The sequence below is a fragment of the Micromonospora sp. NPDC005252 genome, from assembly GCF_042872475.1.
In the GTDB taxonomy this organism is placed as follows: Bacteria; Actinomycetota; Actinomycetes; order Mycobacteriales; family Micromonosporaceae; genus Micromonospora.
Genome location: NZ_JBIAKN010000011.1, coordinates 47,057 through 71,472, shown reverse-complemented (window position 1 = coordinate 71,472; position 24,416 = coordinate 47,057). Strand labels below are relative to the sequence as shown.

Genomic DNA, 24,416 nt, shown 5'->3' with positions numbered 1-24,416 from the left:
TGGGTGGCCGTCAACTGCACATGCCGGGAATCAGCCCGACATCCGTTTGTGCCCCACGTGCCATACGGCCAGGAGCTGTGCTTTCGGTCATGGCCGATGTACTGTTCGAAGCGGCGATTGCCGGCGATGGTATTCGCCTACCGCCGCCCGTCGGGAGCTTTGATGTTCGAATCCGCTTCGCCTTTCGCCGAACGACTCAGGGCTTTGATCAAGAGTCGCGGCGTCAGCTACCGTGCGCTAGCTGGAAAGACTTTCTACAGCAAGAGCTACCTCCATGACCTCGCCTGCGGTCGGAAGACGCCGACCTTGAACACTGCTCAGCGCTTGGACAGTGCTTTGGAAGCGGGCGGGATGCTGGCTGCGCTTGCACCGGTCCCTGGCGCTGAGAAGGAGTGGGCGGTCACCGATGGGATGCGGTGCGCCTCAGAACAGCTCGCCGACCTGCTCGTCACGCAGACGCCCAACCCTGGGAACGCTGCCGCGCTGGCCCATCAGTGGCTGATCGCCGAGCCACCACAGCGATATGAGCTGAGCGCGGGCCGGCGTGTCGGGGACGAGACGGTGGCTCGCATCGAAAGTCGAATCCGTCAGCTTCGACGGCTGGATGACCACGTGGGCGGTACAGAGACCTACACGATGGTCTCCGCCGAGTTGGCCGCCACCGCTGATCTGCTTCGTGAGGGCAGCTATCGGGAGGCAGCCCATCGGAGGCTACTCGTCGTCATCGCTGACCTCTGTCAGTTGGCGGGCTTCGTCGCCGAGGACGCCGGCCGGGTCACCGAGGCACGCCAGCACTATCTGACTGGGTTGAGGGCTGCACACGCTGGTGGCGACACTGCGAGTGCGGCTAACTGCCTCAGCAGCCTTTCCTACCTCGAGGCGAATCTGGGCGATCGACGCGCCGCCGTCACGCTGGCGCGATCGGCGTACGTCGGTGGCCGGCACGCGGCCGAGGCCACCGGCCAGGCTCTGCTGCTGGAGAGGGTTGCCTGGGCGCACGCACGGATGGGTGAGGCGAATCTTGCCGAGCGGGCACTGGGCGATGTCCGGGAGATTTATCAGCACTGCGACCTGGACGAAGCACCTTCGTGGGCGTACTGGTTGACCCAGGATGAGGTTCAGGTCATGGCGGGGCGGGTTTGGACGGAGTTGCGCCGACCGCTCAGAGCGGTGCCCATCTTGGAAGATGCGGTTCTTCGTTACGGCGACGACTCGCCCCGCGAGACGTCCTTGTATCTCAGTTGGCTCACGGAGGCGCTGTTGCAAGCCGGGGAGGTTGAGCACGCTATCGCCGTGGCAAAACGTTCCGTGGCTTTGGCGCGCTCGGCGCGCTCGGCGCGTGCCGTTGAGCGCATCGCTGAGCTGCGTCGCATGATCACCGCCGCCGCGGGCAGGACGGGCGCTGCCGACGAGTTTCTGGAGCTGTCCGCCGACCTGTCCGCCGCCCCAGGCGGACACCTCGGAGGACAGTAGCGGACGCGATCTGCCTGGATCGCAACCAATGATTGTCACAGGCTGTCACGTAGGCATCGCCGAATGACCCGTTCGAAGGTCACGGCGAGTCGGGTGCGGCGGCCAACTCCTTCATGCGCACGTCGCGCCCCGACCCGTGAGGTGGGGAATGAGCGGCAGGCAACATGGGCACAGCGACGAGACGGTAAGCAAGGGTGAACAGGCCGAGGCGGCTGAGCGGGAGGCTGCTAAGCAGCGACTCCTGGATCAGGCCGAGGCGGAGCGCGTACCCCTCGACGACACGACCCGAGCGCTCCCGGACCGGCGGTGGCGGCGTGACCAGCGATGACCTGCCGATCGGCCGACGCGTGGCGAGCTGGCGGGTGCGGCGGTCAATGACGCAGCAGATGTTCGCCGACCGGCTGCGCAGGTCGAAGAGCTGGGTGGACAAGGTCGAGCGGGGCGTCCGCCCTCTGGATCGGTACTCGGTGATCCAGGAGGTGGCCGGCGTTCTGAGGGTCGATCCGGAGGTCCTGCTCGGCCAGCCGCCCAGCGGCGCCCCGGCGGGCACACCGGCCGAAGTGGAGAACATCCGGGCCGCGCTGGCCCGCTACGACACCCCGCCGGCTCCACCTCAGACGCCTGAGCTGAGGCGTCAGGTCGGGCATGCCTGGTTGGCATACCAGCACGCGCACTATCCGCAGTTGACGCGCACGCTGCCGGGGATGCTCGACGCGGCTCAGGGCGCGCGGTCGGTGGACCTGCTGGTGCAGGCGTACCGGATCACCTCGTTGCTGCTGGTCAAACTCGGTGAGGCCGACCTCGCCTGGCTGGCCGCCGACCGGGCCATGGGCGCTGCCGGCGATGACCCACTGCTCGCGGCGACGGCGGCCGTCGCGGTGGCCCAGGCGCTACGCGCGTCGGGCCGCGACCGGCTGGCCCTCTCCGCGACCCTCGCCGCCGCCCACCGGGGCCAGGGCGGAGGCGAGGGCGAGCAGAGAGGGAGCGCTGTGGGTGGGACGTTGCTGCTTCAGGCCGCCCTCGCCGCCGCCGGCTGCGGCGAGCACCGCCACGCTGACGAGCTGACCGACCGGGCCGCGGGCGTCGCCGCCAGCCTGCGGGGGTACGACGATCAGCACCGCACCAGCTTCGGACCGGTTGCCGTGGAGATGGCGCGCGTGCTGCTGGCAATGCAACGAGGTGACGCCGACGCCGCACTGATCAGGCACTCGACGATCGTTCGGCGGGAGGCGTGGCGGCGGCTGCCGGCGGAGTATCGGGGCGCCTATCTGCTCGACGTCGCGCGGGCGTACCTCCACTCGGGTGACCTGCGCGGGGCGGCGCGCGCCCTGGTCGACGCGGACAGTGTCGCGCCGGCTGAGGTTCGGTGGCGGCCGGTGGCGCGTACTCTCATCGCCGATGTTGCCCGCGCGCAGCCGGCGCCGGCCGGTGTGGCGCGACTGGCGACGCTGGTCGGCCTCACCCGCTGACGGACTCGCGCCGGCGCAGGTCGTCGGCGGGGTTGATGGTGCGGACCGGGTTCGGGACCGGGCCGCGTCGCCGCCACTCGCGCGGGTAGCCCAGCGAGACCTCCTCGAACCGCACCCCGTCGTAGAACGTCGTGCGGGGGATGTGCAGGTGCCCGTAGACCATCGTGGACGCGCCGAAGCGCAGGTGCCAGTCGCGGGTGCGGACGGTGCCGCACCACTGGGCGAACTCCGGGAACCACAGCACGTCGGTGGGTTCGCGCACCAGCGGGTAGTGGTTGACCAGCACGGTCGGCAGCGCCGGGTCGCGCTCGGCCAGCCGGCGCTCGGTCTCGGTGATGCGGGCATCGCACCACGTCTCCCGGCTCGGGTACGGGTCGGGGTGCAGCAGCGCCTCGTCGGTGCAGACCACCCCCGCCGCGTACGCCAGGTCCAGCGACTCCTGTTTGGTACGGGCCTGGGGCACCCGGAACGTGTAGTCGTAGAGCACGAACAGCGGGGCGATGGTGGCGGGGCCGCCCTCGCCGTCCCACACCGGGTACGGGTCCTCGGGCGTGAGGACTCCCAGCCGTCGGCACAGCTCGACCAACTCGCGGTAGCGGACCTCGCCGCGCAGGTGCGCCGGGTCGCCCGGTGGCGTCCACAGCTCGTGGTTGCCGGGCGCCCAGACCACCGTGGCGAACCGGCTGCTCAGCAGGCCGAGAGTCCACTCGATGTCGGCGTACCGCTCGGCCACGTCACCGGCGACGAGCAGCCAGTCGCCGGGGTGGTCCGGCCGTAGCTCCTGGACGAACGCGCGGTTCTCCGCATAGCTGATGTGCAGGTCGCTGACGGCTCGCAGTCGGGGCGAAGGGCTCACCGTTCGAGGCTAGGCCGCCGCGGCCGGATCGGGGCACTCCGATCCGGTCGCGTCGCCGGCCGACCGCTCAGCAGAACCAGCCGTCCTGCACCCAGCCGCGCCGGTTGATGTACCCGTAGGCGAAGCCGTAGACGTAGCCGCCGCTGCGGGGACCTTCGACCAGGAACGTCTGACCCTGGTAGAGGGTGCCCATCCAGGCGCCGTTGGGCTGCGTGCGGACGAACAGGTCGCTCGCGCACACCGTCTCCCGCTGGCCGATCGTGCCGTTGGCGGCCTGCGCCGGCGCCGGCGCGGCGAGGGTCGCGGCGACGATCCCGCCCAGCACGCCAGCCATCACCCGGGTCCTCACCATGAGTCGTACCCGCCGATGCACTCGGCGCGCAGGTAACCCCAGTCGTTCGGGCCGAAGTCGAAGGAGGCCGCCCACCCGTTGTAGACCGGATGCGCGCCCGGGGTGTGGCCGATCTTGTTTCCGTAGCCGAGCGTGCGCTTCAGGCCGGTGGGGCCGCCGGCGGAGTCGTAGTTGGCGTAGAAGCTGGCGCTCTGACAGACCACGATGGCGTGCCGTGGCACCACCGGGTCGGCCTGGGCCGGCGTGGCGCCCAGGGCGGCCACGGCCGCTCCGACGGCCAGCGCTGCGAGATTTCTTCGAAGCATGCCCACCTCCCGTACGCCGAAACTTTCCTACCGGCGACCCTACCGACGAGGTTGATAGATGTCGATGCCGGACTCGGTCGCCCGGAGCCGCGGGCGGCTGACCTGGGCGACGACGGTCGGCCGCATATCCGGCGACTCGACGGGAAAGCGCGGGGCGTCCGACAGCCCAAACCGGAGCAGGAGAAAAACATGCCTTTCGTTACCGTGGGGACGGAAAACTCCGCACCCATCGACCTGTACTACGAGGACCACGGATCGGGTCAGCCCGTGGTGCTGATCCACGGCTTCCCGTTCAACGGGGCAACGTGGGAGAAGGAGACCAGCGCGCTGCTCAACGCCGGATACCGGACGATCACTTACGATCGACGCGGTTACGGCAACTCGGCGCAGGCGGCCTTCGGCTACGACTACAACACGTTCGCCGCGGACCTCGACGTGCTGATGACCGAGTTGGACCTGCGCGACGTCACCCTGGTGGGTCACTCGATGGGCACCGGTGAGGTCGTCCGCTACCTGGGCAACTACGGCTCCCAGCGGGTCAGCAAGGCCGTGCTGCTGAGCCCGCTGCAGCCGATGTTGGCCAAGGCCGACGACAACCCGGAGGGCGTCGACCGGAACCTCTTCAAGGGTTTCCAGGACGCCATCATGAAGGACCGCTTCGCCTACCTGACGTCGTTCTGCGACGCGTTCTTCAACCCGGACCAGAACATGGGCAAGCGGGTCAGCGAGGAGGCGTACCGGGCGCACTGGCAGATCGGCGCGATGGCCTCCGGCAAGGCCACCCACGACAGTGTGAACGCCTGGCAGGAGGACTTCCGACAGGACCTACCGAAGATCAATATTCCGGTGTTGATAGTGCAGGGTGACCAGGACCGGGTGCTGCCCTACCCGGTGACCGGCCAGCGGCTCGGCCCGATGATGCCGACCGGCACGCTCGTCACGCTCAAGGGCGCGCCGCACGGCATCCCGTGGACGCACGCCGACGAGGTCAACAAGGCGATCATGGACTTCATGAAGCAGCCCGCCATGGCTAACGCCTGACCCGTACCGGTAGCCGATCGGACACCAGCGTCACGATGACGCTGCGGCACCCGACCCTCTCTGGGGTCGGGTGCCGTCGGCTGTTCAGGGCCGGCGGGCCACGACCGCGCCGTTGGCGCCGGGAGCGTCGAACGGCACGGTACGGACGTCGACGAACCCGGCGTCGCTGAGCCACGCGCGGTACTCGGCTGCCGAGTAGTTCCGGCCGCCCTCGGTCTCGACCAACATGTTCATGCCCATCAGAGCCGCCTCCGGTGGCCCGGTGCGCTCGTCGTTGAGCAGCAGCTCGCAGACGACGATGGCGCCGCCGGACGGCAGCGCCGCGTGACAGCGGGCCAGCAGTGCCCGGTTCGTCGGCTCGTCCCAGTCGTGCAGGATCATGCTGAGCAGGATGACGTCGTGCCCACCCGGCAACGCGGGATCGGCGAGGAAGTCGCCGGGCACCGCGTCGATCCGACCGGTCAGACCGGCCTCCGCTATCCGCTCCCGCGCCCGTACGCAGACGTGCGGCAGGTCCAGGACGGTCGCCCGCAGCTCGGGCAGGCGGCGGCAGAACTCGATCGGGAACGCGCCGGCCCCGCCGCCCACGTCGAGCAGTCGGCGGTACGCGGAGAAGTCGTACGCGTCGGCCAGCGCGGTCGCCGTGAAGCTCGACGTCGCATACATGGCGTCCCAGAACTGCGCCAGCATCTCCGGGTCGGCGGTGTCGAACATGGACTGTTGGGACTCGGGGTCCCAGGTCAACGGTCGATCGGTGCGCAGCGCCTCGCCGATGCGGTGCCACGGCAGGTAGGTGCGCAGGTCGGAGTAGCGGATCTGGGCGCCGAAATAGTAGGGGCGACCCTCGACCAGGAACTGCTCGGCCAACTCGGAGTTGCGGTAGCCGTCGCCGGCCTTCTCCAACAGGCCGAGCGAGGCGCACGCGGCGAGCAGCAGGTCCGCCGGCCGGTCCGGCAGCCCGAACTCGGCCGCGGCCTGCTCGACGGTCATCGTCCGCCCACCGGCGAGCCGGGTGAACAGACCGAGGTCGACGCCGGCCGCGAGGGTCTTGAACCCCCACACACCGGCCACCAGCTGCATGAGGGGAGTCGGAGTGACCATGGCGACATGAGATCACAGATCTCGACCGTCCACGATGGGCGGTCTACGCCCGCAGTAGGGTGACCAGCCCGGCGGCCACCAGCACGCCGGCCCAGAGCCGATCGACGTTGAACCACGCCCGACGCAGCACCCCGACCCCGAGCACCTGGTAGACCAGCATCGCCACGACCAGGGCGGTGCCGAGCATCGCCACGGTGTGCACGCCCGCCGCGGCCAACCCGGGCAGCGCACCGACCGGCGCGGCGGCCAGGTGCCCGGAGTGACCTCCGGGCACCGGCTCGGCGACCAGCACCGGCAGCAGCATCAGCCCCGCGCCGTGCGCCGACGACATGAGGAACGACCAGCCGGCGAGCTGTGCCGCGGACAGCCGCATCCCCGCCCAGCGAAAGTGCCGCTCGGAGAGCAACCGCCACAGCCCGAAGCCGACCAGCAGCACGCCGCCGACCACCGCCAGGGCCGTGCTCGCCGTCACCGACCTGGTCGCGGTGACCAGGGCGGCGACGATCGCCACCGAGGCGAGATGCCCCGCCGCGATCGGCGGCAGGGCGCGCAGCAGCGCCGCCTGGCTGCGCTCCTGCAGGCCCCGGGCCACCGCGAACAGCCACCCCATCGCCGGGTTCAGACCGTGGAACGCGCCGAGCGCCGCCAGCGTCGCCAGGGTCGCGAGGGTCACGGGAAGCAGTACGAGTCGGAGGACGCGTCCCCGCCCTGCAACCGGGTCTGGTGCACCCGCAGCCCTCGGAACTCCTCGCCGTGCGGGAAGAACCGCTCGTCGGGGGTGAGCCCGCCGCCCTCGACGTCGACGTCGAGCTTGGCCAGCCAGGCGCCCACCCCGTCGGGATAGAACTGGTCGTCCCAGGCGCCGTAGAGCGAGTTGCTGACGTACACCCGCCGCCCGTCCCGGCTCACCTCCACCATCTGCGGCCCACCCGCGAGGGCCTCGTCCGGTGCGGACGGGTGCGCGGTCCGGCGGACGATCCCGCCGAGGTGCACCGAGCCCGTCTGCACCGGGTGCAGCGGGTCGGTGACGTCGTACTGGCGCAACTCACCCGTGCCCCAGCAGGAGACGTAGAGGAACCGGTCGTCCACCGACAGGTCGATGTCGGTCACCAGCGGCGGCACCGCGCCGAACGGCTTGAGCAGGTCGGGCAGATCCGCCGGGTCGGCCGGCTCGGCCGGGATGTCGATCACCTTGGTGACCGCCCAGGAGTCCCCGTCGCGGTGCCACAGCCAGACTGAGGCGGACAGGTCCTCGACGCTGATCACCACCCCGACGAACCCGTACGACTTCGTCGGATCGTGCGCCGGGCGCAGCTCCAGCGGCATCTGGTACTGATCACCCAGGTCGACCCGCTGCACGTGCCGGCGTTTCGCGAGGTCCCAGAAGTGGATCGCATGGCCGTAGCGCCGGCCCAGCAGCAGCTCACCGATGATCCCGTCCTCGATCATGGACGGGGTGCCCCACTCACTGGTGACGAGCACGTCCTGGGTGAGGTGCCACCACACGTCGTACGCCAGGAACTGCGGCCCCCGGTCGGCCTCCCACGCCCCGCGGACGTCGAACGTGGTGTGGTCCAGGATGGCGATGCCACCCGGACCCTCCTCGCCGTCCGCGCCGCCGAGAGCCGAGAGGTAGATGCCGTCCGGGCCGCAGTGCACGGTGTGCGGCCGGGAGTAGCCGGCCCGCTTCGCCAGCTCCTCCGGCCCGATCACCTTGACGACCTGCGGCTGGCGCGGGTCGGGCTGCGTGTCGAGAACGTGGATCCGCGACGAGCGCAGGCCGGGCACGATCAGGTAGCGCCGCTCGACGTGCGGGTGCGGGGCGGTCGGGCAGAGCGCGCTGCTGCACGCGTTCCACCCGAAGTGGTGCACCTCGTCGCCGACGTACGGCAGGTCGGTCCAGCCGACGACCCGGCCGTAGTCGGGGGAGTCGGGATCGGTGTCCAGCACCGCGATGGCGTCCGGGCGGCTGGCCGTACGGTCGAAGGCCGCCACGTAGGCGAGCTTCTCCGCCGGAGCGGTCGCCGCCTCGCGGGGTGACGGGTAGAAGGTGGGGTCGGGGGTCCAGCGGGTCATCGGGTCTCCGCTTCCTCAGGTGGTGGGAACGCCGAGTCGGTCGAGCAGGTGGCGGCGCAGCGCGCCGAAGCCCGGGTCGTCCGGCGTACGGGTGGGTGTCAGGTCGACGGGCAACTCCGCGGCGATGCGGCAGTCGTCGAGGAGCAGGATCCGGTCGGCCAGCAGGAGCGCCTCCTCCACGTCGTGGGTGACCAGTAGGGCGGCGAAGCCGTGCTCGGCGCGCAGTCGGCGCAGCAGCACCTGCATCCTCAGCCGGGTGAGCGCGTCGAGAGCGCCGAACGGTTCGTCGAGCAGCAGCAGGTCCGGTTCGCGGACCAGGGCGCGCGCGACGGCCACCCGCTGCGCCTGCCCGCCGGACAGCTCGGCCGGCCAGGCCCGGTGCCGCTCGGCCAGCCCGACCTCGGTCAACGCCCGATCGATCCGACCGGCGGTGTCCGGGCCGGACAGGCCGAGCCCGACGTTGGCCGCCACCCGCTTCCAGGGCAGCAGCCGGTGTTCCTGGAAGACCACGGCGGCGGTGCCGTGCACGACGGTGTCGCCGCTGGCGTCGCCGTCCAGGCCGGCGAGGATGCGCAGGAGGGTGCTCTTGCCCGAGCCGCTGCCGCCGAGCAGGGCCACCACCTCGCCCCGCGCGATGGTCAGGTCGACCCCAGCCAGCACGACCGTCGGCCCGAAGGACCGGCGGATCGCGTGGGCGGTCAGCACCGGGGTCGCGCCGATCAGGTGGCCCGCAGTCCGCGTCGCCATGTCAACATCCTCCTCTCCGCAACGCGCAGGGCAAGGTCGGATATCAGCCCGAGCAGCGCGTAGACGAGCAGGCCGAGGACCACGACGTCGGTCTGGCTGAACTCCCGCGCCTCCATCATCAGGAAGCCTATGCCGGTCTGGGCGTTGACCTGCTCGCCGACGACGAGGCTGAGCCAGGCCGCCCCGATCGCGAGGCGCAGGCCGAGAAAGAGCGACGGCAGCGCGCCGGGCAGCACCACGTGGCGCAGCCGGGCGGCCTGCCCGAGCCCGCAGGCGCGGGCCGCCTCCACCAACCGTTCGTCGATGTCCCGGATGCCGGCGTAGGTGTTGAAGTAGATGGGGAAGAACGCGCCCAGGGCCACCAGGCTGATCTTCAGCGACTCGCCGATGCCGACCCAGATGATCAGCAGCGGCACGAGGCCCAGGTGCGGCAGCATCCGGGCCATCTGCACCGGCGGGTCGACCAGGTCGTCGCCGAGTCGTAGCAGCCCGGCCACCGTGCCCAGGACCAGCGCCAGGACGCCGCCGATGAGCAGCCCCGCTCCGGCCCGGGTGAGGGAGTCCACGAGGTGGACGGCGAGCGTTCCGTCGCGGGACAGTCGCCAGCCGGTGGCCAGCACGTCGCTCGGCGCGGGCAGCTTCTCCGGCGCCAGCACCCCGGTCCGGGCGGCCAGTTCCCAGCCCAGCACCAGCACGACCGGGCTGACCAGCCGCCGCCACCGCCGGGTCGGCCGGGGGCGGCGGGGGTCGGGCGGCGCGACGGCCGCGGCCTCGGGCGGCGTTTCCAGCAGAGGTGTACGGCTCACTGGAACACCGCGCTGAAGCGGTCGTCCAGCCGGCTCCTGATGTCGACCGGGCCCGGTATGAGGTCCAGCGCGATGAAGCTGTCGGTGATCGCCTGGAGTTCGTCGCCGATGGCCGGCGTGATCGGGGCGAGCGGCTTGGCGCTGCGGTCCAGGGCGCGGCTGGTGACGTCCTGCGGGATCTTCAGCTCCGGCGCCAGCGTGCTGGCCCGCTCCTGCGGGTTCGCGATGCCCCAGTCGGTCACCTCGCGGTAGCGCTGCAGGAACGCCCGGATGTCGTCCGAGCGCTGGGCGACCGCGTCGGGGGCGGCCAGCACGTACTCGCGGTTGCTGGCCAGGCCGGTCGCGTCGGCGAGCACCCGGACGCCCGGCTGCTCGGCCAGCGCGAAGTACGGGTCCCAGATCACCCAGGCGTCGACCTGCCCGCTGTCGAACGCGGGCCGCCCCTCGGCCGGCTTGAGGTACGTGACCTTGATGTCGTTCAACGTCATCTTGTTGGCCTGCAGCAGCCGGACCAGCAGCCAGTGCACGTTGGAGCCCTTGTTGAGGGCGATCGTCCTGCCCTTGAGGTCGGCGACGCTGCGGTAGCCGCTGTCGGCCTTGACCAGCACGGCCTCGCCCTGCGGGATCGGCGCCGAGGTGCCGATGATGGAGAACGGGATCTTTCCGGCGGCGGCGAAGACGGGTGGCGCCTCGCCGACCTGTCCGATGTCGATCGAGCCGGCCTTGAGCGCCTCGGTGAGCGCCGGCCCGCTCTCGAACAGCGACCACTCGACGCCCGGGGTGCCACCGCGGGCCTTGACCAGGCTGAGCCCTCCGAAACGCTGGTAGCCCACCCGTAGCTTGCCGGCGTTGCCTCCGGCGTCGGCGGGCCCGCCGCAGGCGCTCACGCCGGCGGTGGCGAGCAGGACCACGGCGGTGAACGCGGCCGTCAGCAGACGGCGACGCGGGGGATGACTCGTCGAGGGGGTGCGCATGGCGGCTCCTTGGGTCGGGCAGGTGTGCCGGGCCGCATCGACCGGCGTGGGTGACCGTGCGCGGTAGCCTACTAACCCGATAGGTTTTATGGGTAGGCTGTCGGCGGGATCGTCCCACCCCTCAGGAGATGCCGCCTCACCGCCCGCGCCGCCCGCACCCGCTCCGCCGCGTACTGGAGGAAAGAGCCCCGATGACCCTCACCTTCCACTGGTTCCTGCCCACCAACGGCGACAGCCGCGACATCGTCGGCGGTGGCCACGGCGTGCCGACCGGGGCGGCCGGCGGCGCTCGCCCGGCCAGCGTGGCGTACCTCGGGCAGATCGCCCGCAGCGCCGAGCAGCTCGGCTTCGTCGGCGCGCTCACCCCGACCGGCGCGTGGTGCGAGGACGCCTGGCTGTCCACGGCGATGCTCACCGAGGTCACCGAACGCCTCAGGTTCCTGGTGGCCTTCCGGCCCGGCCTGACCTCACCCACCCTCGCCGCCCAGATGGCCTCGACGTTCCAGCGGCTGTCCCGGGGCCGCCTGCTGCTCAACGTGGTCACCGGCGGCGAGTCGCAGGAGCAGCGGGCGTACGGCGACTTCCTGGACAAGGACGCCCGGTACGCGCGGGCCGACGAGTTCCTGCACGTCGTCCGCGCGTTGTGGCGGGGTGAGACGGTCGACCACCACGGCGCGCACCTGCACGTCGAGCAGGCGCGGCTGCACCGGCTGCCCGACCCGGCGCCGCCGGTCTACTTCGGCGGCTCGTCCGCCGCCGCCCTGCCGGTGGCGGTACGCCACAGCGACGTCTACCTCACCTGGGGCGAGCTGCCGGCCCAGGTCGCCGACAAACTGGGCCGGGTGCGGGCGCTGGCCGCCGACGCCGGCCGGGAGCTGCGGTTCGGCATCCGGCTGCACGTCATCGCCCGGGACACCGCCGACGAGGCGTGGGCACAGGCCCGCCGCCTGCTCAACGGCATCGCCGAGGCCGACATCCGGGCCGTGCAGGACGGGCTGCGCCGCAGCGAGTCCGAGGGGCAGCGCCGGATGCTCGACCTGCACGGCGGCTCCCGCGACAGCCTGGAGGTCTCACCCAACCTGTGGGCCGGCGTCGGACTGGTCCGGGGCGGCGCGGGCACGGCGCTCGTCGGCAGTCACAGCGAGATCGCCGACCGGATCGCCGAGTACCACGCGCTCGGCATCGACGAGTTCATCCTCTCCGGCTATCCGCACCTGGAGGAGGCGTACTGGTTCGGCGAGGGCGTCCTGCCGATCCTGCGCGAGCGCGGACTGTGGCGGCACCCCGACGGCCAGCCGGGTCCGGCGGACGCCGTCGACATCCCCTTCGCCGGGACGTCGACACCCCGCTCGGCGCCGGAGCCCGCGGTGGCCCGCTGACCGGCCCACCCGCGGTTGTGGGCGCCCCGGCGGGCATCGTCGGCTTGTCGTGGCGTGCTAAGACGGAGGCACATCCGCGACCTGGTGGTGATCGCGTGGACGAATGGGCAGCCGACGCGCCCGCACCTGTAGACCCGCCGCTGCCGCGACGCGCGCGGTCGCGGCTGGCGGACGTGTTCGACGACGACCTGGTCGAGGTCGCGGACGAACGCCCGCCGTATCAACGTCGGTGGTCTGAACCACCCGCTGATGAGGACCTACTGCTCGGTGACGAAGAGCCTGACAGCACGCGGGCCGACGTCGATTGGTCGGACGCCGGCAACCCGGTCGACGCGGTAGATGTCGCCGACAAGCCGGATGCGGTGCCGTGGTGGGTCACCCGAGGGGAACAAATCAGCGCGACGACGCTGTCCAACCACAAGAGGGAGCGTGGGCACAGGCTGCACGGTTTTGCCGTCGGCTACGACACATTCTGGGATCACGTCGACGATGATCCAGTGTCGGTGGTCCCCACGGTACGAGCCGCCGAGCTCGCACTGGCCTGGCGGCACTGCGCGCTGCGCTCACTGTGGACGCCAGGACTGCTACCGCTCCTGTTCGGCGCGGTGGTGGCCGCCGTCGCGGCGTTCGGCATCGTCGGTGGGCCATTGGCTCACCGGCTGGTGGCCTTCGCCACGAGCCTGCTGTTCGGGTTCATCGTCGCGCTGGTCGTCTCGCGCCTCGCCATCCAGTGTCGCGGCGTGGCCGTCGTCGGCGGCGCCGTGGCCGCGGCGTGCGTCGCGGTGTCGACCGTCCCGACGATCCACGGGACTCGCTGGTACGACGTCCTGGTAGGGCTCGCGTTCGCGGGTGCTGGGCTGCTCTTCGTCGCGCTGTGGCCGATCGTGCGGGAGTGGCGCATCGAGCGGGACCACTGGACCCGTCCCGACGTGGCCCTGATCGCCGCTCTCCTGGAGTTTGCCGACTGGGTCGAGTTGAATCCGGCAACAGAGGACCGGCGTCGTGCCGTGGAGGCCCTGGACCGCGCCGCCACCACGTTCGAGTTCGCGTGGCACCGCGTCAACCGGACGGGTGTCGACGTCACCGACCGGCAGTTGCGTGCCTGGGCCGGCCGGATCCGCGCCGAGACCCGGGAGCTGCAACGGTGGTGCGCGTTCGGCGCTCCATCGAAGGTCTACCTGCTCCTGCGCACCTACCTGCTCATCCAGGCGATCGTCAACCGCTACTCCCTCGACGACCACGAGGAGAGCTGGGTACGGCACGGGAGCTGGCGTCGGCCACCGACGTCGGCGATCGCCCGGCTGTGGGTACGCGGCAGGCGGTCCGCTCGGTACGTGCGCCAGTGCCTGCTCGCCGCCGTCATCGCCAGCGTCGCCCTGCTGCTGCTCGCGGTCACGGTGTGGAGCGCCGTGCCGACCTTCGTCGGCGTGCACATCTCCCGTGACCTCGGCTCGGCGCTGAACTTCGACCCGACGATGCGGGTGTTCGTCGCCACGATCAGCGTGTCGTTGTTCGCGGTGGCCGGGCGCGCGTTCACCCACCGGCACTGAACCGACGAGTCGGTGCGTGGTCGACAGGACACGTCCTAGTCGGAACGGCCGGCCCGACCACGGGCGACCCGGCGTGCGGCGAGGCTCACCGCCGTACTGCCCACCGCCATCCCGACCAGCACCAGAACCGCCCCGACGACCCACAGCCCGCTGTCGTCGCGCGACGCGGCCTGGCGTGACCAGGCAGCGGTGAACGCGACAGTCATCACGGGGGCCACCAGCCACGGGCTGAGTCGCCACGCGGCCAGGGCGGCCAGCAGCACGAGCGTCAGCACGCAGCCGATCACCTGCCACGGCTCGTACGGGCCGCTGGTCGCGCCGGTCCGCGCGTCGACCGTGTAACCGGTGTCCCAGCCCAGCCAGAGCAGCCACACCCCGACCGTGGCCACCGCCAGGAACAGCGCACCGAACAGTGCGTGCGTACGCCTCATCGCCGTCATCGGGCGATCATCTCCCGCAATGACTCGCGCGGGAATGAGTACGCGTACCTGTCGACAGCCCGGCGTCAGGCCCCCGTGGCGTCCCACACCACGACGTGGACGACGAACGCCTGATCCGCCCGGGTGGTGGTGATGGTGGCGAACCCCAACCGCCCCTCGGAGGTACGGAAACAGAAGTCGGCGCCGTCCGTGAACGAGTCCCGCGCCGACCCGGTGGCCGACGCGACGCAGCCCGGGTACGCCTGGGCGGGGTTGCCGCCGGAGTACGGGTACACGTTCGGCGCGTTGGCGACCTGGATGTTGTCCGAGCGCACCTGCCCCCAGTCGTGGTACAGGTCCAGCCCATCGGTCGCACCGTTCGAGTGGTGCGCGACGACCTGCTGATCGGGCTGGTCGACGTCGACCGCGGCGGCGCGGGGCAGCACGACGTTTCGGTCCACGAGGGTGCGGGGCGCGTCCGGGTCCGTCGCCGTCGTACCCCCGGTGGTCGGGGTGGCCTGCCCCGCGGACGGCGTGGCGGGGTCGGTGGCCGGCGGGGGCGCGGCGGCCGACGTCCCCGTCGGGGAGCCGGCGGTGGGCGGCGACGTCGACTGGCGGTTGAGCTGGGTCGCCACGACACCGCCGAGCAGCAGGCAGCCCAGCGCCAGCAGAGCGACCGCGAGACGGGTCCGCCGATACCACAGCCAGAACCCGGCGAGCAGCAGGACCGCGGTGAGGGTGAGGACGAACAGCAGCACGTCCCGGCGCAGCACGCTCTCCACCGCGGTCACCACACCGAGGACGTTGGCCGCCACGCCGATCACGGCGAGCGTCCGGATCCGGTGATCGCCGCTGCCGCTGCCACTCGTTGCGGACGGCGTGGCCGACTCTCCCAACACGTGCCTCCACTGTGGACGTCGCGCGACTGCGCGGGAGTGGGCGGGACGACGGGACGGACCCGCCCTGTCATGATCCCATCGACGCGCTCGTGCGCCAGGCGCCGCACACCGCGAGCATGTGCGGGGGGCGAGTCGGCTATCCGACGGGCCGCGGCGTCACCGCTGATCCCGAACGGACTGTTGCCCCTGCCGGTGACAATCCTCTACGGTCTGCTCAAGCGGTGGGCGGTGCGGTCCGCATCCGACCGGACACCGCCGGATGCCCGTCGCGCGGGCCGGGATGGTGGAGTCCCGGGCCACCCCGTCGACGGTGGTTCCGGCGGTCGTGTGACTCCAGCTCGTCCCCGGGTGACTGCTGCCCGGCGCGGCTCCGTACGGGGCCGACGGCGAGCCGGACACGCCGATCCCCACCGGAGAGTCCCGTGTTCCTCAGCCCGCACGAGCAGGACCGCCTGCTCGTCCACGTCGCGGCCGATGTCGCCCGCCGCCGCCGCGAACGCGGCCTGCGCCTCAACTACCCCGAAGCCGTCGCGATGATCACCGCCTTCCTGCTCGAAGGCGCCCGCGACGGTCGGTCGGTGGTCGACCTCATGTCGGCCGGCCGGAGCGTGCTCGGCCGCGACGACGTCCAGGACGGCATCCCCGAGCTGCTGAGGGAGGTGCAGGTGGAGGCGACGTTCCCGGACGGCACCAAGCTCGTAACGGTGCACCACCCGATCCCGTGATCCCGGGGGAGATCCTGCCGGCGGCCGACCCGGTCGAGATCAACGCGGGCCGGCCGGTGACCACCCTGGTCGTGGTCAACACCGCCGACCGGCCGGTGCAGGTGGGCTCGCACTACCACTTCGCCGAGACCAACCCGGCCCTGGCCTTCGACCGGGTCGCGGCCTGGGGGCAGCGCCTCGCCGTACCGGCGGGCACCTCGGTCCGTTTCGAACCGGGCGTGAGCCGCAGCGTGGACCTGGTCCCGCTCGGCGGCGCGCGCGTCGTGCCGGGCCTGCGCGGGGAGTGCGCCGGGCCGCTGGACGAGGCGTTCCCGGCCGCGCCGACCACAGACGCGCCGACGACAGACGCGCCGACAAATGAGGCGCCGACGAGCGAGGCGCCGACTAGCAACAGGCCGGCGCGATGAGCGCCGTGCGGCGGGACCGCTACATCGACCTGTACGGACCCACCACCGGTGACCGCATCCGGCTGGCCGACACGAGCCTGCTGATCGAGGTGGAGACCGACCACTGCGTCGGCGGCGACGAGGCCGTCTTCGGCGGTGGGAAGGTGATCCGCGAGTCGATGGGGCAGTCGCGGGCCACCCGCGCCGAAGGAGCCCTCGACACCGTCATCACCGGCGCGGTCGTGCTCGACCACTGGGGTGTGGTCAAGGCCGACGTGGGGCTGCGCGACGGGCGGATCGTCGCCCTCGGCCGGGCCGGCAACCCGGACACCATGTCGGGCGTCCACCCCGACCTGGTCATCGGTCCGGCCACCGAGGTGATCGCCGGCAACGGCCGGATCCTCACCGCCGGCGCCGTCGACACCCACGTGCACTTCATCTGCCCGCAGATCGTCACCGAGGCGCTCGCCAGCGGCGTCACCACACTCGTCGGGGGCGGCACTGGCCCCGCCGAGGGCACCCGGGCCACGACGGTCACGCCCAACGCCTGGCACCTGGCCCGGATGCACGAGGCGCTGGACACGCTGCCGGTCAACGTGCTGCTGCTCGGCAAGGGCAACACTGTCTCGGAAGAGGCGCTCTGGGAGCAACTGCGGGCCGGCGCGGGCGGTTTCAAGCTGCACGAGGACTGGGGCACCACCCCGGCGGCGATCGACGCCTGCCTGCGGGTGGCGGACGCCTCCGGGGTCCAGGTGTCGATCCACACCGACACCCTCAACGAGGCCGGATTCGTGGCCGACACGCTGCGCGCGATCGGCGGGCGGGCGATCCACTCGTACCACACCGAGGGAGCCGGAGGCGGGCACGCGCCGGACATCATCACGGTCGCCAGCGAGCCGAACGTGCTGCCGTCGTCGACCAACCCGACCCGCCCGTACACCCGCAACACACTCGCCGAGCACCTGGACATGCTGATGGTCTGCCACCATCTCAACCCGTCCGTGCCGGAGGACCTGGCCTTCGCCGAGAGCCGGATCCGACCGTCCACCATGGCCGCCGAGGACCTGCTGCACGACCTCGGGGCGATCTCCATCATCGGCTCCGACGCGCAGGCGATGGGCCGGGTCGGCGAGGTGATCCTGCGGACCTGGCAGAGCGCCCACGTCATGAAGGAGCGGGTGGGCACGCTGCCGGGCGACGGCGCGGCCGACAACCACCGCGCGCGACGGTACGTGGCGAAGTACACCATCTGCGCGGCGATGGCCAACGGGCTGGAACGGGAGATCGGCTCGGTCGAGCCGGGCAAGCTCGCCGACCTGGTGCTCTGGGACCCGGCGTTCTTCGGCGTACGACCGCACCTCGTGCTCAAGGGCGGCATGATCGCGTACGCCCAGATGGGTGACGCCAACGCGTCGATCCCCACCCCGCAGCCGATGCTGCCGCGCCCGATGTTCGGGGCGTACGGGGCCGCGGCGGCCGCCACCAGTCTGACGTTCGTCGCGCCGGCGGCCCTGGACGCCGGACTGCGCCTGGACGTGCGGCGGCGGGTCGTGCCGGTCGCCGACGTGCGGTCCCGGGGCAAGGCCGACCTGCCGGAGAACAACGCGATGCCGCACATCGAGGTGGACCCGGACACCTTCACCGTGCGGATCGACGGCGAGGTGGTGGAGCCGGACCCGGTGCCTTACCTGCCGATGGCCCAGCGGTACTTCCTGTTCTGATGGCGACGTCGAGCCTGCTCCTGCTGCTGGCCGACGGGCGCTTTCCGGCCGGCGCGCACGCGCACTCCGGCGGCCTGGAGGCGGCCGTCGCCGCCGGCCGGGTCAGCGACCTGGCCTCGTTGGAGTCGTTCCTGGTCGGCCGGCTGACCACCGCCGGGCTGGTCGGCGCGGCGTTCGCGGCGGCGGCACACCGGGTGGCGCTGCCAGCCTGCGGCACCGCAACCGAACCAGCCCGGGCCACCGCACGGTCGCTCGGACGCGGCCATCCCGCCGGCCGGCCGGGTGCGCCAGCCGATTCCGCGGACCGGTCGCGTGCGCCGGCCGATTCCGCCGTGCGGTCGCGTGCGCCGGCCGATTCGGCCGCGCGGTCGGACGCCCTGGCCCGGCTCGACGCGGAGCTGGACGCGCGGACCGCCGCCCCGGCGCTGCGCGCGGTGTCCCGCCGCCAGGGACGGGCGCTGCTGCGCGCCGGACGGGCCATCTGGCCGCAGGCGCCGTTTGGTGACCTGCCCGCCACACCCGGGGGAGCGCACCAGCCGCTGGTGCTCGGGCTGCTCTGCGCCGCCGCCGGGTTGAGCCGCACCGAGACCGCAACGGTCGCCGCGTACGGGACGGTGACCGGTGCGGCCAGTGCCGGCGTACGTCTGCTCGGCCTCGACCCGTACCAGGTCCAGGCCCTGCTGGTCGGCCTCGCCGACCTCTGTGACGGCACCGCCGCCGACGCGGCCCGTGCCGCCGACGACCCACCCGAGCGGCTGCCGGCCGCCGCCGCCCCGCTCGCCGACATCTCTGCCGAAGTCCACGCCACCTGGGAGGTGCGTCTCTTTGCGTCCTGACGCTGTTGAGCCGACCGATGTATCCGCCGCTGCACCCGCTGCCGGGCCGCCGCACGACGAGACCGTTCCGCACACCCATCCCGAGCCGGGGGTGGACCCGCACCCGCAGCTGGCACCCTCGGGCCGAGCGCTGCGGGTCGGCATCGGCGGGCCGGTCGGGTCCGGTAAGACCGCGCTGGTGGCCGCCCTGTGCCGGGCGTTCGCCGACGAGTTGCGGCTCGGCGTGGTGACCAACGACATCTACACCACCGAGGACGCCGACTTCCTCAAGCGGGCCGGCGTCCTGGACCCGGCCCGGATCCGCGCCGTGGAGACCGGCTGCTGCCCCCACACCGCCATCCGCGACGACATCGGCGCCAACCTCGACGCCGTGGACGAACTGGCCGAGGCGCTCGGTCCGCTGGACCTGGTGCTGGTGGAGAGCGGCGGCGACAACCTCACCGCCACGTTCAGCCGGGGCCTGGTCGACCGGCAGATCTTCGTGGTCGACGTGGCCGGCGGGGACAAGGTGCCGCGCAAGGGCGGGCCCGGGGTCACGTCCGCCGACCTCCTCGTGATCAACAAGACCGACCTGGCGCCCATGGTGGGCGCCGACCTCGCGGTGATGGACCGGGACGCGCGGGCCCGGCGCGGCGACCTCCCGACCGTCTTCCTGTCGATCGTCGGCGACCCGACGGCGGGTCGGGTCGCCGACTGGATCCGCCACGAGTTGGCCCACCACGCGGCTCTGCACCCCGTCGCCGCGCCGGCCGGCCCGGCCTGATGCGAGCGTTCGCCCGGCTGGTGGCCCGGGCCGACGGCCGGGGCGGCACGGTCCTGACCGAGCTGCACGGCGAGACGCCGCTGCTGTTGCGGCAGACGCCGGGCGACGGTGGCGTCGCGACCGTGCACGTCGTGGGCGGGGCCGCCGGCCCGCTCGCCGGCGACGACCTCCGTCTGGAGATCGACGTGGGGCCGGGAGCGGCGGTACGGGTGCACAGCGTCGCCGCCTCGGTCGCCCTGCCCGGCCGGCCCGGCGCGGTGTCGCGGATGGCGGTGCGGGCGGTGGTGCACGACGGCGCAGCGCTGCACTGGCTGCCCGAGCAACTCATCGCGGCGGCCGGCTGCGCCCACCTGGCCGAATCCCGGATCGAGCTGGCCGCCGGGGCGAGGCTGAGCTGGCGGGACGAGTTGATCTGCGGCCGGTACGGCGAGTCGCCCGGCGGTGCGGTCGTGCACACCCGGGTCGACTACGACGGCCGGCCGCTGCTGCGCCAGTCGTTGGCGGTGGGACCGCAGGCGCCCGGCTGGGCCGGCCCCGCCGTGCTCGGCGGGGCGCCGGCCACCGGCTCGTTGCTGCTGGTGGACCCGTCGCGGCCCGTCGAGCCGGCGACGGTCGACGGGACCGTCGCCCGACTGCCGCTGGCCGGGGGCCCGGCGACACTGTGGACCGCGACCGCCCCCGACGCGCACACCCTGCGCGCCCACCTCAGCGGGTAGGTGGACCCCTGTTGTTCGGCATCTCGGCCCATCAGGGGTGGGGAGCCTCCTATCCTCGAGGGGATGTGCCAACCGGAGCGACCGCCGTTCGGATGACGGCTCACAGGAGGCCGTGATGAGTGGGAAAGATCGCCCCGAGGGCATCAGCCCGACAGCCTTGGAGGGCGCGCCCGGGCTGTGGCGTGTCGATCTCCAGCGACACGATCTCAGCATCGAGGGCCGTGAGGTCATCCAGAGTCGGGTGGAATTCACGCCGGACTCACCGCCGTTCAAGCACTTCCATCCCGGCGAAGAGATCATCTGCGTACTCCAGGGATCGCTGGAGTACACCCTTGAGGGCCAGCCACCGGTGGTGTGCAACGTCGGTGACGCTCTCACCGTGCCGTACGGCGTCCATCACCAGGCACGCAACGTCGGCGACGGCGTCGCCGTCGAACTGGCCACGTACGTCGTCGAGAAGGGTAAGCCGCTTCTCACCAAGGTGGAGTGAGCCGCCGAGATCGGGTCAGTGGCGCGGACCGGCTGCGTCGGCGTGGTCGCGGCGACGGGTCGGGTCGAGGCGGGCGATCAGGTCGTCGAGGTGGTCGATCAGGGCGGGGTCGGCCGGTACGCCCAGGTCGGCGAGGCTGGCCCGAATCCGCTCGTCGAGGCGGGCGTGTTCGCCGCGGCCCCGGGCCGTCAGGTAGGCCCGGATGCGTCGGCGGTCCAGGGGGTCGATCCGCCGGAAGACGAGGTTGCGGTCGACGAGCTGGTCGACCAGCTTGGTGAGGGTGCCCGGCGGGAGCGACGCCTCAACGGACACCTCGCTCATCGGGTGACCCTGACCGTCGGCGAGCAGGCAGAGCACCCGCCACGCCTCGGTGGTCAGCTCGTCGTCGGCCAGGACGGCGCCCAACCGGCGGGAGAGCAGCCGTTCGGCGCGGGTGAGCGAGCGCAGCAGGTCGGCTGGCGCCCCGGGCACGTCTGACATGGATCTCCCTGGTGCGGTGGCCCTGCCATGGTACCGAGTCGTCCCGGTCCGTGGTGAGCTCTGGTCTTCCGAGGTGGGCCGGGCAATCATGTGCTCATGTCCGCGCCGGCACCGCCGTGGCTCACCGTCGATCGGGCCGTGGTCAGCATTGCGCTGGTCTATCCGATGCGCGGGCCGGCGGGAATGTTCGGCCCGACCTGCGAACTCTGCGCCCAGCTCGCGGTCGAGGAGATCAACGCCTGTGGCGGGGTGCTGGGTTGCGAGGTGCGGCTGGTGCCGGTCGACGGCGGCGCCCCGCCGGCCGAGGTGGCCGCCGAGGTCGAGGCGCTGGTGTCGGTGGGCGCCGTGCAGGGCGTGACCGGTTGGCACATCTCCTCGGTGCGGCAGGCGCTGGCGCCCCGGGTCGCCCACCGGGTGCCGTACGTCTACACCGCCCTGTACGAGGGCGGTGAGCGTACCGAGGGAGTGTTCCTGACCAGCGAGACACCGGACGCCCAGCTGTGGCCCGCGATGCGGCTGCTCGCCGGGGAGCAGGGCGTACGCCGCTGGTTCGTGGTCGGCAACGACTACGTGTGGCCACGGCGCACCGCGCGGGCCGCCCAGCGGTACGCGGTGCGCGGCGGTGGGCGGGTGGTGGGGCAGGCGTTCCTGCCGTTGGAGACGCACGACTTCGACGACGTGCTGCGCCACATCGAGCGCAGCGAGGCCGACGCGGTGGTGATGCTGCTCGTCGGCGCCGACGCGGTGCGGTTCAACCGGGCGTTCGCCCGCGTCGGGATGGATCAGCGCTGCCTGCGACTGAGCACCCTCATGGACGAGAACATGCTGCTGGCCAGCGGCGTCGGGGCGACGCGGCGGCTCTACAGCACGGCAGGTTTCTTCGCCGGCCTGGTGACGCAGGAAAATCTCGACTTCCACGGTGAGTTCGCCCGCCGGTTCGGGGTGGAGGCGCCGCCGCTGGGCAGCCTGGGGGAGTCCTGCTACGAGGGCGTGATGCTGCTCGCCGCCCTGATCGGGCAGGCCCGCACCCTCGACGTGCGGGCGATCGAGACGGCCGCCGACACGGTGGCGTACCACGGGCCGCGCGGTCGGCTGCGGCTGCGACGGCGGCACGTGCGTCAGCGGATCTACCTCGCCGAGGCAGACGGTCTCGACTTCACGGTGCTCGCCCAGCTCTGACCGCCGCTCCGGCCCTTGACAGCCCCACCCGGCTCGACCCTAAGATGCTTCCTGCGTGAAGTATCTGGCCGAGGGCCGGATACCGCGAATGTGTGTCCACCGTTGGCGCAATCTGTTCGCCGACCATTGTGGTGGCCATTCTTCCTCGGAATTTCCCAAGGCCGGCGCCGTCTCCGACTGACGGTGTCGGCCATTGTGGTGTGCGCCTTCGAACGGGCGCGGGAAACAGTCAATTAAGGACTGGGAAACACTCACGCAATCAAGCCGGTCGACGCTTTGCGTGCCCGTACCCGATGCGATGACCCCAGGCGGCGTCCACCCGTCGACCTCGGCATCGCCCACTCAGCTCCACCGGACCGCACCGACCGTCCATTCGTCACGTGAGTGCACCGCAGGGAGAATAGATGTCACTTCTTTGGAGCCGCCGCATCCTGGCGGGCACCATGACCGTCGTCGCCGCGGCCGCGCTGAGCGCGTGCGGCAGCAAGACCAGTGACGAGGGCGGCGCGGCCGGCGTCACCGCCGATGTCTCCGGCGACACCGTCAAGGTGGGCCTGCTCAACTCGCTCTCCGGCACCATGGCGATCAGTGAGGTCACCGTCCGCGACTCCATCATGCTCGCCGTCGAGGAGATCAACGCGGCCGGCGGCGTGCTCGGCAAGAAGATCCAGCCGGTCGGGGAGGACGGCGCCTCGGACTGGCCGACCTTCGCGGAGAAGGCCGAGAAGCTCATCTCCGAGGACCGGGTCGCCGCCGTCTTCGGCTGCTGGACGTCGGCGAGCCGCAAGGCGGTCAAGCCGGTGTTCGAGAAGAACAAGGCGCTGCTGTTCTACCCGGTGCAGTACGAGGGGTTGGAACAGTCACCCTACATCTTCTACACCGGAGCGACGACCAACCAGCAGATCGTTCCCGGGCTCGACTACCTCAAGGCCGAGGGGGTGAAGTCGGTCTATCTGGTCGGCAGTGACTACGTGTTTCCCCGTACCGCCAACAAAATCATCAAGGCGTACGCGGCCGCGAACGGGATGACCGTCGCCGGTGAGGACTACGCGCCGCTCGGGTCCACCGAATTCGGCACGATCGTCAACAAGGTCAAGTCGTCCGGCGCGGATGCCGTGTTCAACACCCTCAACGGCGACAGCAACGTGGCCTTCTTCAAGGAGTACAAGTCGGCCGGCCTGACCGCCGCGGCGATGCCTGTGGTGTCGGTGTCGATCGCCGAGGAGGAGGTCAAGGGCATCGGCACCCAGTACCTCCAGGGCCAGCTCACCGCCTGGAACTACTACCAGACCACGCCCGGCGCGGCGAATGAGAAGTTCGTGGCCGCGTACAAGGCGAAGTACGGCGCGGACAAGCCGACGAGCGACCCGATGGAGGCCGCGTACGTCAGCGTGTACCTGTGGAAGGCGATGGTCGAGAAGGCCGGCGCGTTCGACGTCGAGAAGGTCCGTACCGCCTCCGACGGGATCACCTTCGACGCGCCGGAGGGCCTGGTCACCGTCGACGGGAAGACCCAGCACATCGCCAAGACCGCCCGGATCGGCAAGATCGGCGCCGACGGTCTGATCACCGAGGTGTGGAACTCCGGCAAGCCGGTCGCGCCGGACCCGTACCTCAAGACCTACCCGTGGGCGAGCGGCCTGAGCTGACGACGCCGGCCCGGGCGGCGCGCG

26 protein-coding genes and 1 pseudogene are annotated in these 24,416 nt (G+C 71.6%); 15 read left to right on the top strand and 12 right to left on the bottom strand.

Annotated elements, in window-relative coordinates:
- Nucleotides 1-162: 162 nt before the first annotated feature.
- The 3 genes from ACFYPH_RS25685 to ACFYPH_RS25675 all read left to right on the top strand — a co-directional run bounded on the left by ACFYPH_RS25685 (nt 163) and on the right by ACFYPH_RS25675 (nt 2,942).
- Nucleotides 163-1,473, top strand: a complete 1,311-nt coding sequence (locus tag ACFYPH_RS25685) for a helix-turn-helix domain-containing protein (RefSeq protein ID WP_387185240.1) — start codon at nt 163-165, stop codon at nt 1,471-1,473.
- Nucleotides 1,474-1,621: 148 nt separating this feature from the next.
- On the top strand, nt 1,622-1,801 hold the full coding sequence (locus ACFYPH_RS25680) for a hypothetical protein (RefSeq protein ID WP_387185237.1): 180 nt from the start codon (nt 1,622-1,624) through the stop codon (nt 1,799-1,801).
- The gene (locus ACFYPH_RS25675) at nt 1,788-2,942 is read left to right on the top strand and encodes a helix-turn-helix domain-containing protein (RefSeq protein WP_363939162.1); all 1,155 of its coding nucleotides are present in this window, start codon (nt 1,788-1,790) and stop codon (nt 2,940-2,942) included. Before ACFYPH_RS25680 ends, ACFYPH_RS25675 begins: the two co-directional genes overlap by 14 nt.
- Here the strand turns inward: ACFYPH_RS25675 and ACFYPH_RS25670 are convergent.
- From ACFYPH_RS25670 to ACFYPH_RS25660, 3 genes are all read right to left on the bottom strand, one after another.
- Nucleotides 2,932-3,798, bottom strand: coding sequence for a metallophosphoesterase (locus ACFYPH_RS25670; protein WP_363939161.1), 867 nt, complete (start codon nt 3,796-3,798; stop codon nt 2,932-2,934). The two genes, ACFYPH_RS25675 and ACFYPH_RS25670, sit on opposite strands and share 11 nt — an antisense overlap.
- Before the next feature lie 67 nt (nt 3,799-3,865).
- A complete protein-coding gene (locus ACFYPH_RS25665) occupies nt 3,866-4,132 on the bottom strand; it encodes a hypothetical protein (protein WP_363939159.1) in 267 nt (88 codons plus the stop codon).
- 11 nt (nt 4,133-4,143) lie between these two features.
- The gene (locus ACFYPH_RS25660; protein ID WP_354860551.1) at nt 4,144-4,455 is read right to left on the bottom strand and encodes a hypothetical protein; all 312 of its coding nucleotides are present in this window, start codon (nt 4,453-4,455) and stop codon (nt 4,144-4,146) included.
- 189 nt (nt 4,456-4,644) lie between these two features.
- Between ACFYPH_RS25660 and ACFYPH_RS25655 the strand changes: the two genes are divergently transcribed.
- Nucleotides 4,645-5,496: an alpha/beta hydrolase gene (locus ACFYPH_RS25655; RefSeq protein ID WP_355137652.1), complete on the top strand. Its 852-nt coding sequence runs from the start codon at nt 4,645-4,647 to the stop codon at nt 5,494-5,496.
- Nucleotides 5,497-5,580: 84 nt separating this feature from the next.
- Here ACFYPH_RS25655 and ACFYPH_RS25650 read toward each other — a convergent pair whose 3' ends face one another.
- The 6 genes from ACFYPH_RS25650 to ACFYPH_RS25625 are packed head-to-tail and all read right to left on the bottom strand — an operon-like array spanning nt 5,581 to nt 11,200.
- Complete coding sequence (locus ACFYPH_RS25650) at nt 5,581-6,597, bottom strand: methyltransferase (RefSeq protein ID WP_387185233.1); 1,017 nt, start codon at nt 6,595-6,597, stop codon at nt 5,581-5,583.
- Between the two features lie 43 nt (nt 6,598-6,640).
- Entirely contained in the window at nt 6,641-7,270 is a 630-nt protein-coding gene (locus tag ACFYPH_RS25645; RefSeq protein WP_387185230.1) for a hypothetical protein, read from the bottom strand.
- The gene (locus tag ACFYPH_RS25640) at nt 7,267-8,673 is read right to left on the bottom strand and encodes a selenium-binding family protein (RefSeq protein ID WP_354860544.1); all 1,407 of its coding nucleotides are present in this window, start codon (nt 8,671-8,673) and stop codon (nt 7,267-7,269) included. Before ACFYPH_RS25640 ends, ACFYPH_RS25645 begins: the two co-directional genes overlap by 4 nt.
- A 15-nt stretch (nt 8,674-8,688) precedes the next feature.
- The gene (locus ACFYPH_RS25635; RefSeq protein WP_387185227.1) at nt 8,689-9,420 is read right to left on the bottom strand and encodes an ABC transporter ATP-binding protein; all 732 of its coding nucleotides are present in this window, start codon (nt 9,418-9,420) and stop codon (nt 8,689-8,691) included.
- Nucleotides 9,393-10,226 (bottom strand): ABC transporter permease subunit, encoded by an 834-nt coding sequence (locus tag ACFYPH_RS25630; RefSeq protein WP_355137643.1) that lies wholly within the window; start codon nt 10,224-10,226, stop codon nt 9,393-9,395. The genes ACFYPH_RS25635 and ACFYPH_RS25630 overlap by 28 nt, the downstream gene beginning before the upstream one ends.
- Entirely contained in the window at nt 10,223-11,200 is a 978-nt protein-coding gene (locus tag ACFYPH_RS25625; protein ID WP_387185224.1) for an aliphatic sulfonate ABC transporter substrate-binding protein, read from the bottom strand. Before ACFYPH_RS25625 ends, ACFYPH_RS25630 begins: the two co-directional genes overlap by 4 nt.
- Before the next feature lie 191 nt (nt 11,201-11,391).
- On the opposite strand from ACFYPH_RS25625, the gene ACFYPH_RS25620 reads away from it, so the two are divergent.
- The gene (locus ACFYPH_RS25620; protein WP_387185221.1) at nt 11,392-12,579 is read left to right on the top strand and encodes an LLM class flavin-dependent oxidoreductase; all 1,188 of its coding nucleotides are present in this window, start codon (nt 11,392-11,394) and stop codon (nt 12,577-12,579) included.
- A 95-nt stretch (nt 12,580-12,674) separates the two neighbouring features.
- Nucleotides 12,675-14,129, top strand: coding sequence for a hypothetical protein (locus ACFYPH_RS25615; protein ID WP_387185218.1), 1,455 nt, complete (start codon nt 12,675-12,677; stop codon nt 14,127-14,129).
- A 35-nt stretch (nt 14,130-14,164) separates the two neighbouring features.
- Here the strand turns inward: ACFYPH_RS25615 and ACFYPH_RS25610 are convergent, their stop codons facing one another.
- Nucleotides 14,165-14,569, bottom strand: coding sequence for a hypothetical protein (locus tag ACFYPH_RS25610; RefSeq protein ID WP_354860535.1), 405 nt, complete (start codon nt 14,567-14,569; stop codon nt 14,165-14,167).
- A gap of 65 nt (nt 14,570-14,634) precedes the next feature.
- Nucleotides 14,635-15,447 (bottom strand): hypothetical protein, encoded by an 813-nt coding sequence (locus tag ACFYPH_RS25605; protein ID WP_387185215.1) that lies wholly within the window; start codon nt 15,445-15,447, stop codon nt 14,635-14,637.
- A 422-nt stretch (nt 15,448-15,869) separates the two neighbouring features.
- Between ACFYPH_RS25605 and ACFYPH_RS25600 the strand changes: the two genes are divergently transcribed.
- The 7 genes and pseudogenes from ACFYPH_RS25600 to ACFYPH_RS25570 all read left to right on the top strand — a co-directional run bounded on the left by ACFYPH_RS25600 (nt 15,870) and on the right by ACFYPH_RS25570 (nt 21,084).
- Nucleotides 15,870-16,172 (top strand): urease subunit gamma, encoded by a 303-nt coding sequence (locus tag ACFYPH_RS25600; protein ID WP_354860532.1) that lies wholly within the window; start codon nt 15,870-15,872, stop codon nt 16,170-16,172.
- Nucleotides 16,169-16,474 (top strand): annotated as a pseudogene (locus tag ACFYPH_RS25595) (urease subunit beta); the annotation flags it as partial. The gene ACFYPH_RS25600 and the pseudogene ACFYPH_RS25595, both read left to right, overlap by 4 nt.
- A 101-nt stretch (nt 16,475-16,575) precedes the next feature.
- Nucleotides 16,576-18,279 (top strand): urease subunit alpha, encoded by a 1,704-nt coding sequence (locus ACFYPH_RS25590; RefSeq protein ID WP_387185211.1) that lies wholly within the window; start codon nt 16,576-16,578, stop codon nt 18,277-18,279.
- Entirely contained in the window at nt 18,279-19,115 is an 837-nt protein-coding gene (locus tag ACFYPH_RS25585; protein WP_387185208.1) for an urease accessory protein UreF, read from the top strand. The genes ACFYPH_RS25590 and ACFYPH_RS25585 overlap by 1 nt, the downstream gene beginning before the upstream one ends.
- Nucleotides 19,105-19,878 carry an urease accessory protein UreG gene (gene ureG, locus ACFYPH_RS25580; RefSeq protein WP_387185205.1) on the top strand — a complete coding sequence of 258 codons (774 nt, stop codon included), beginning with the start codon at nt 19,105-19,107 and terminating at the stop codon, nt 19,876-19,878. The genes ACFYPH_RS25585 and ureG overlap by 11 nt, the downstream gene beginning before the upstream one ends.
- The gene (locus ACFYPH_RS25575) at nt 19,878-20,594 is read left to right on the top strand and encodes an urease accessory protein UreD (protein WP_354860646.1); all 717 of its coding nucleotides are present in this window, start codon (nt 19,878-19,880) and stop codon (nt 20,592-20,594) included. Before ureG ends, ACFYPH_RS25575 begins: the two co-directional genes overlap by 1 nt.
- 115 nt (nt 20,595-20,709) lie before the next feature.
- Nucleotides 20,710-21,084: a cupin domain-containing protein gene (locus ACFYPH_RS25570; RefSeq protein ID WP_387185201.1), complete on the top strand. Its 375-nt coding sequence runs from the start codon at nt 20,710-20,712 to the stop codon at nt 21,082-21,084.
- A gap of 15 nt (nt 21,085-21,099) precedes the next feature.
- Here ACFYPH_RS25570 and ACFYPH_RS25565 read toward each other — a convergent pair whose 3' ends face one another.
- Nucleotides 21,100-21,564: a MarR family transcriptional regulator gene (locus ACFYPH_RS25565; RefSeq protein WP_355066514.1), complete on the bottom strand. Its 465-nt coding sequence runs from the start codon at nt 21,562-21,564 to the stop codon at nt 21,100-21,102.
- Between the two features lie 96 nt (nt 21,565-21,660).
- Between ACFYPH_RS25565 and ACFYPH_RS25560 the strand changes: the two genes are divergently transcribed.
- Nucleotides 21,661-22,743 (top strand): substrate-binding domain-containing protein, encoded by a 1,083-nt coding sequence (locus ACFYPH_RS25560; protein WP_354860651.1) that lies wholly within the window; start codon nt 21,661-21,663, stop codon nt 22,741-22,743.
- Between the two features lie 404 nt (nt 22,744-23,147).
- On the top strand, nt 23,148-24,392 hold the full coding sequence (gene urtA / locus ACFYPH_RS25555) for an urea ABC transporter substrate-binding protein (RefSeq protein ID WP_354860653.1): 1,245 nt from the start codon (nt 23,148-23,150) through the stop codon (nt 24,390-24,392).
- The last annotated feature ends 24 nt before the right edge of the window (nt 24,393-24,416 follow it).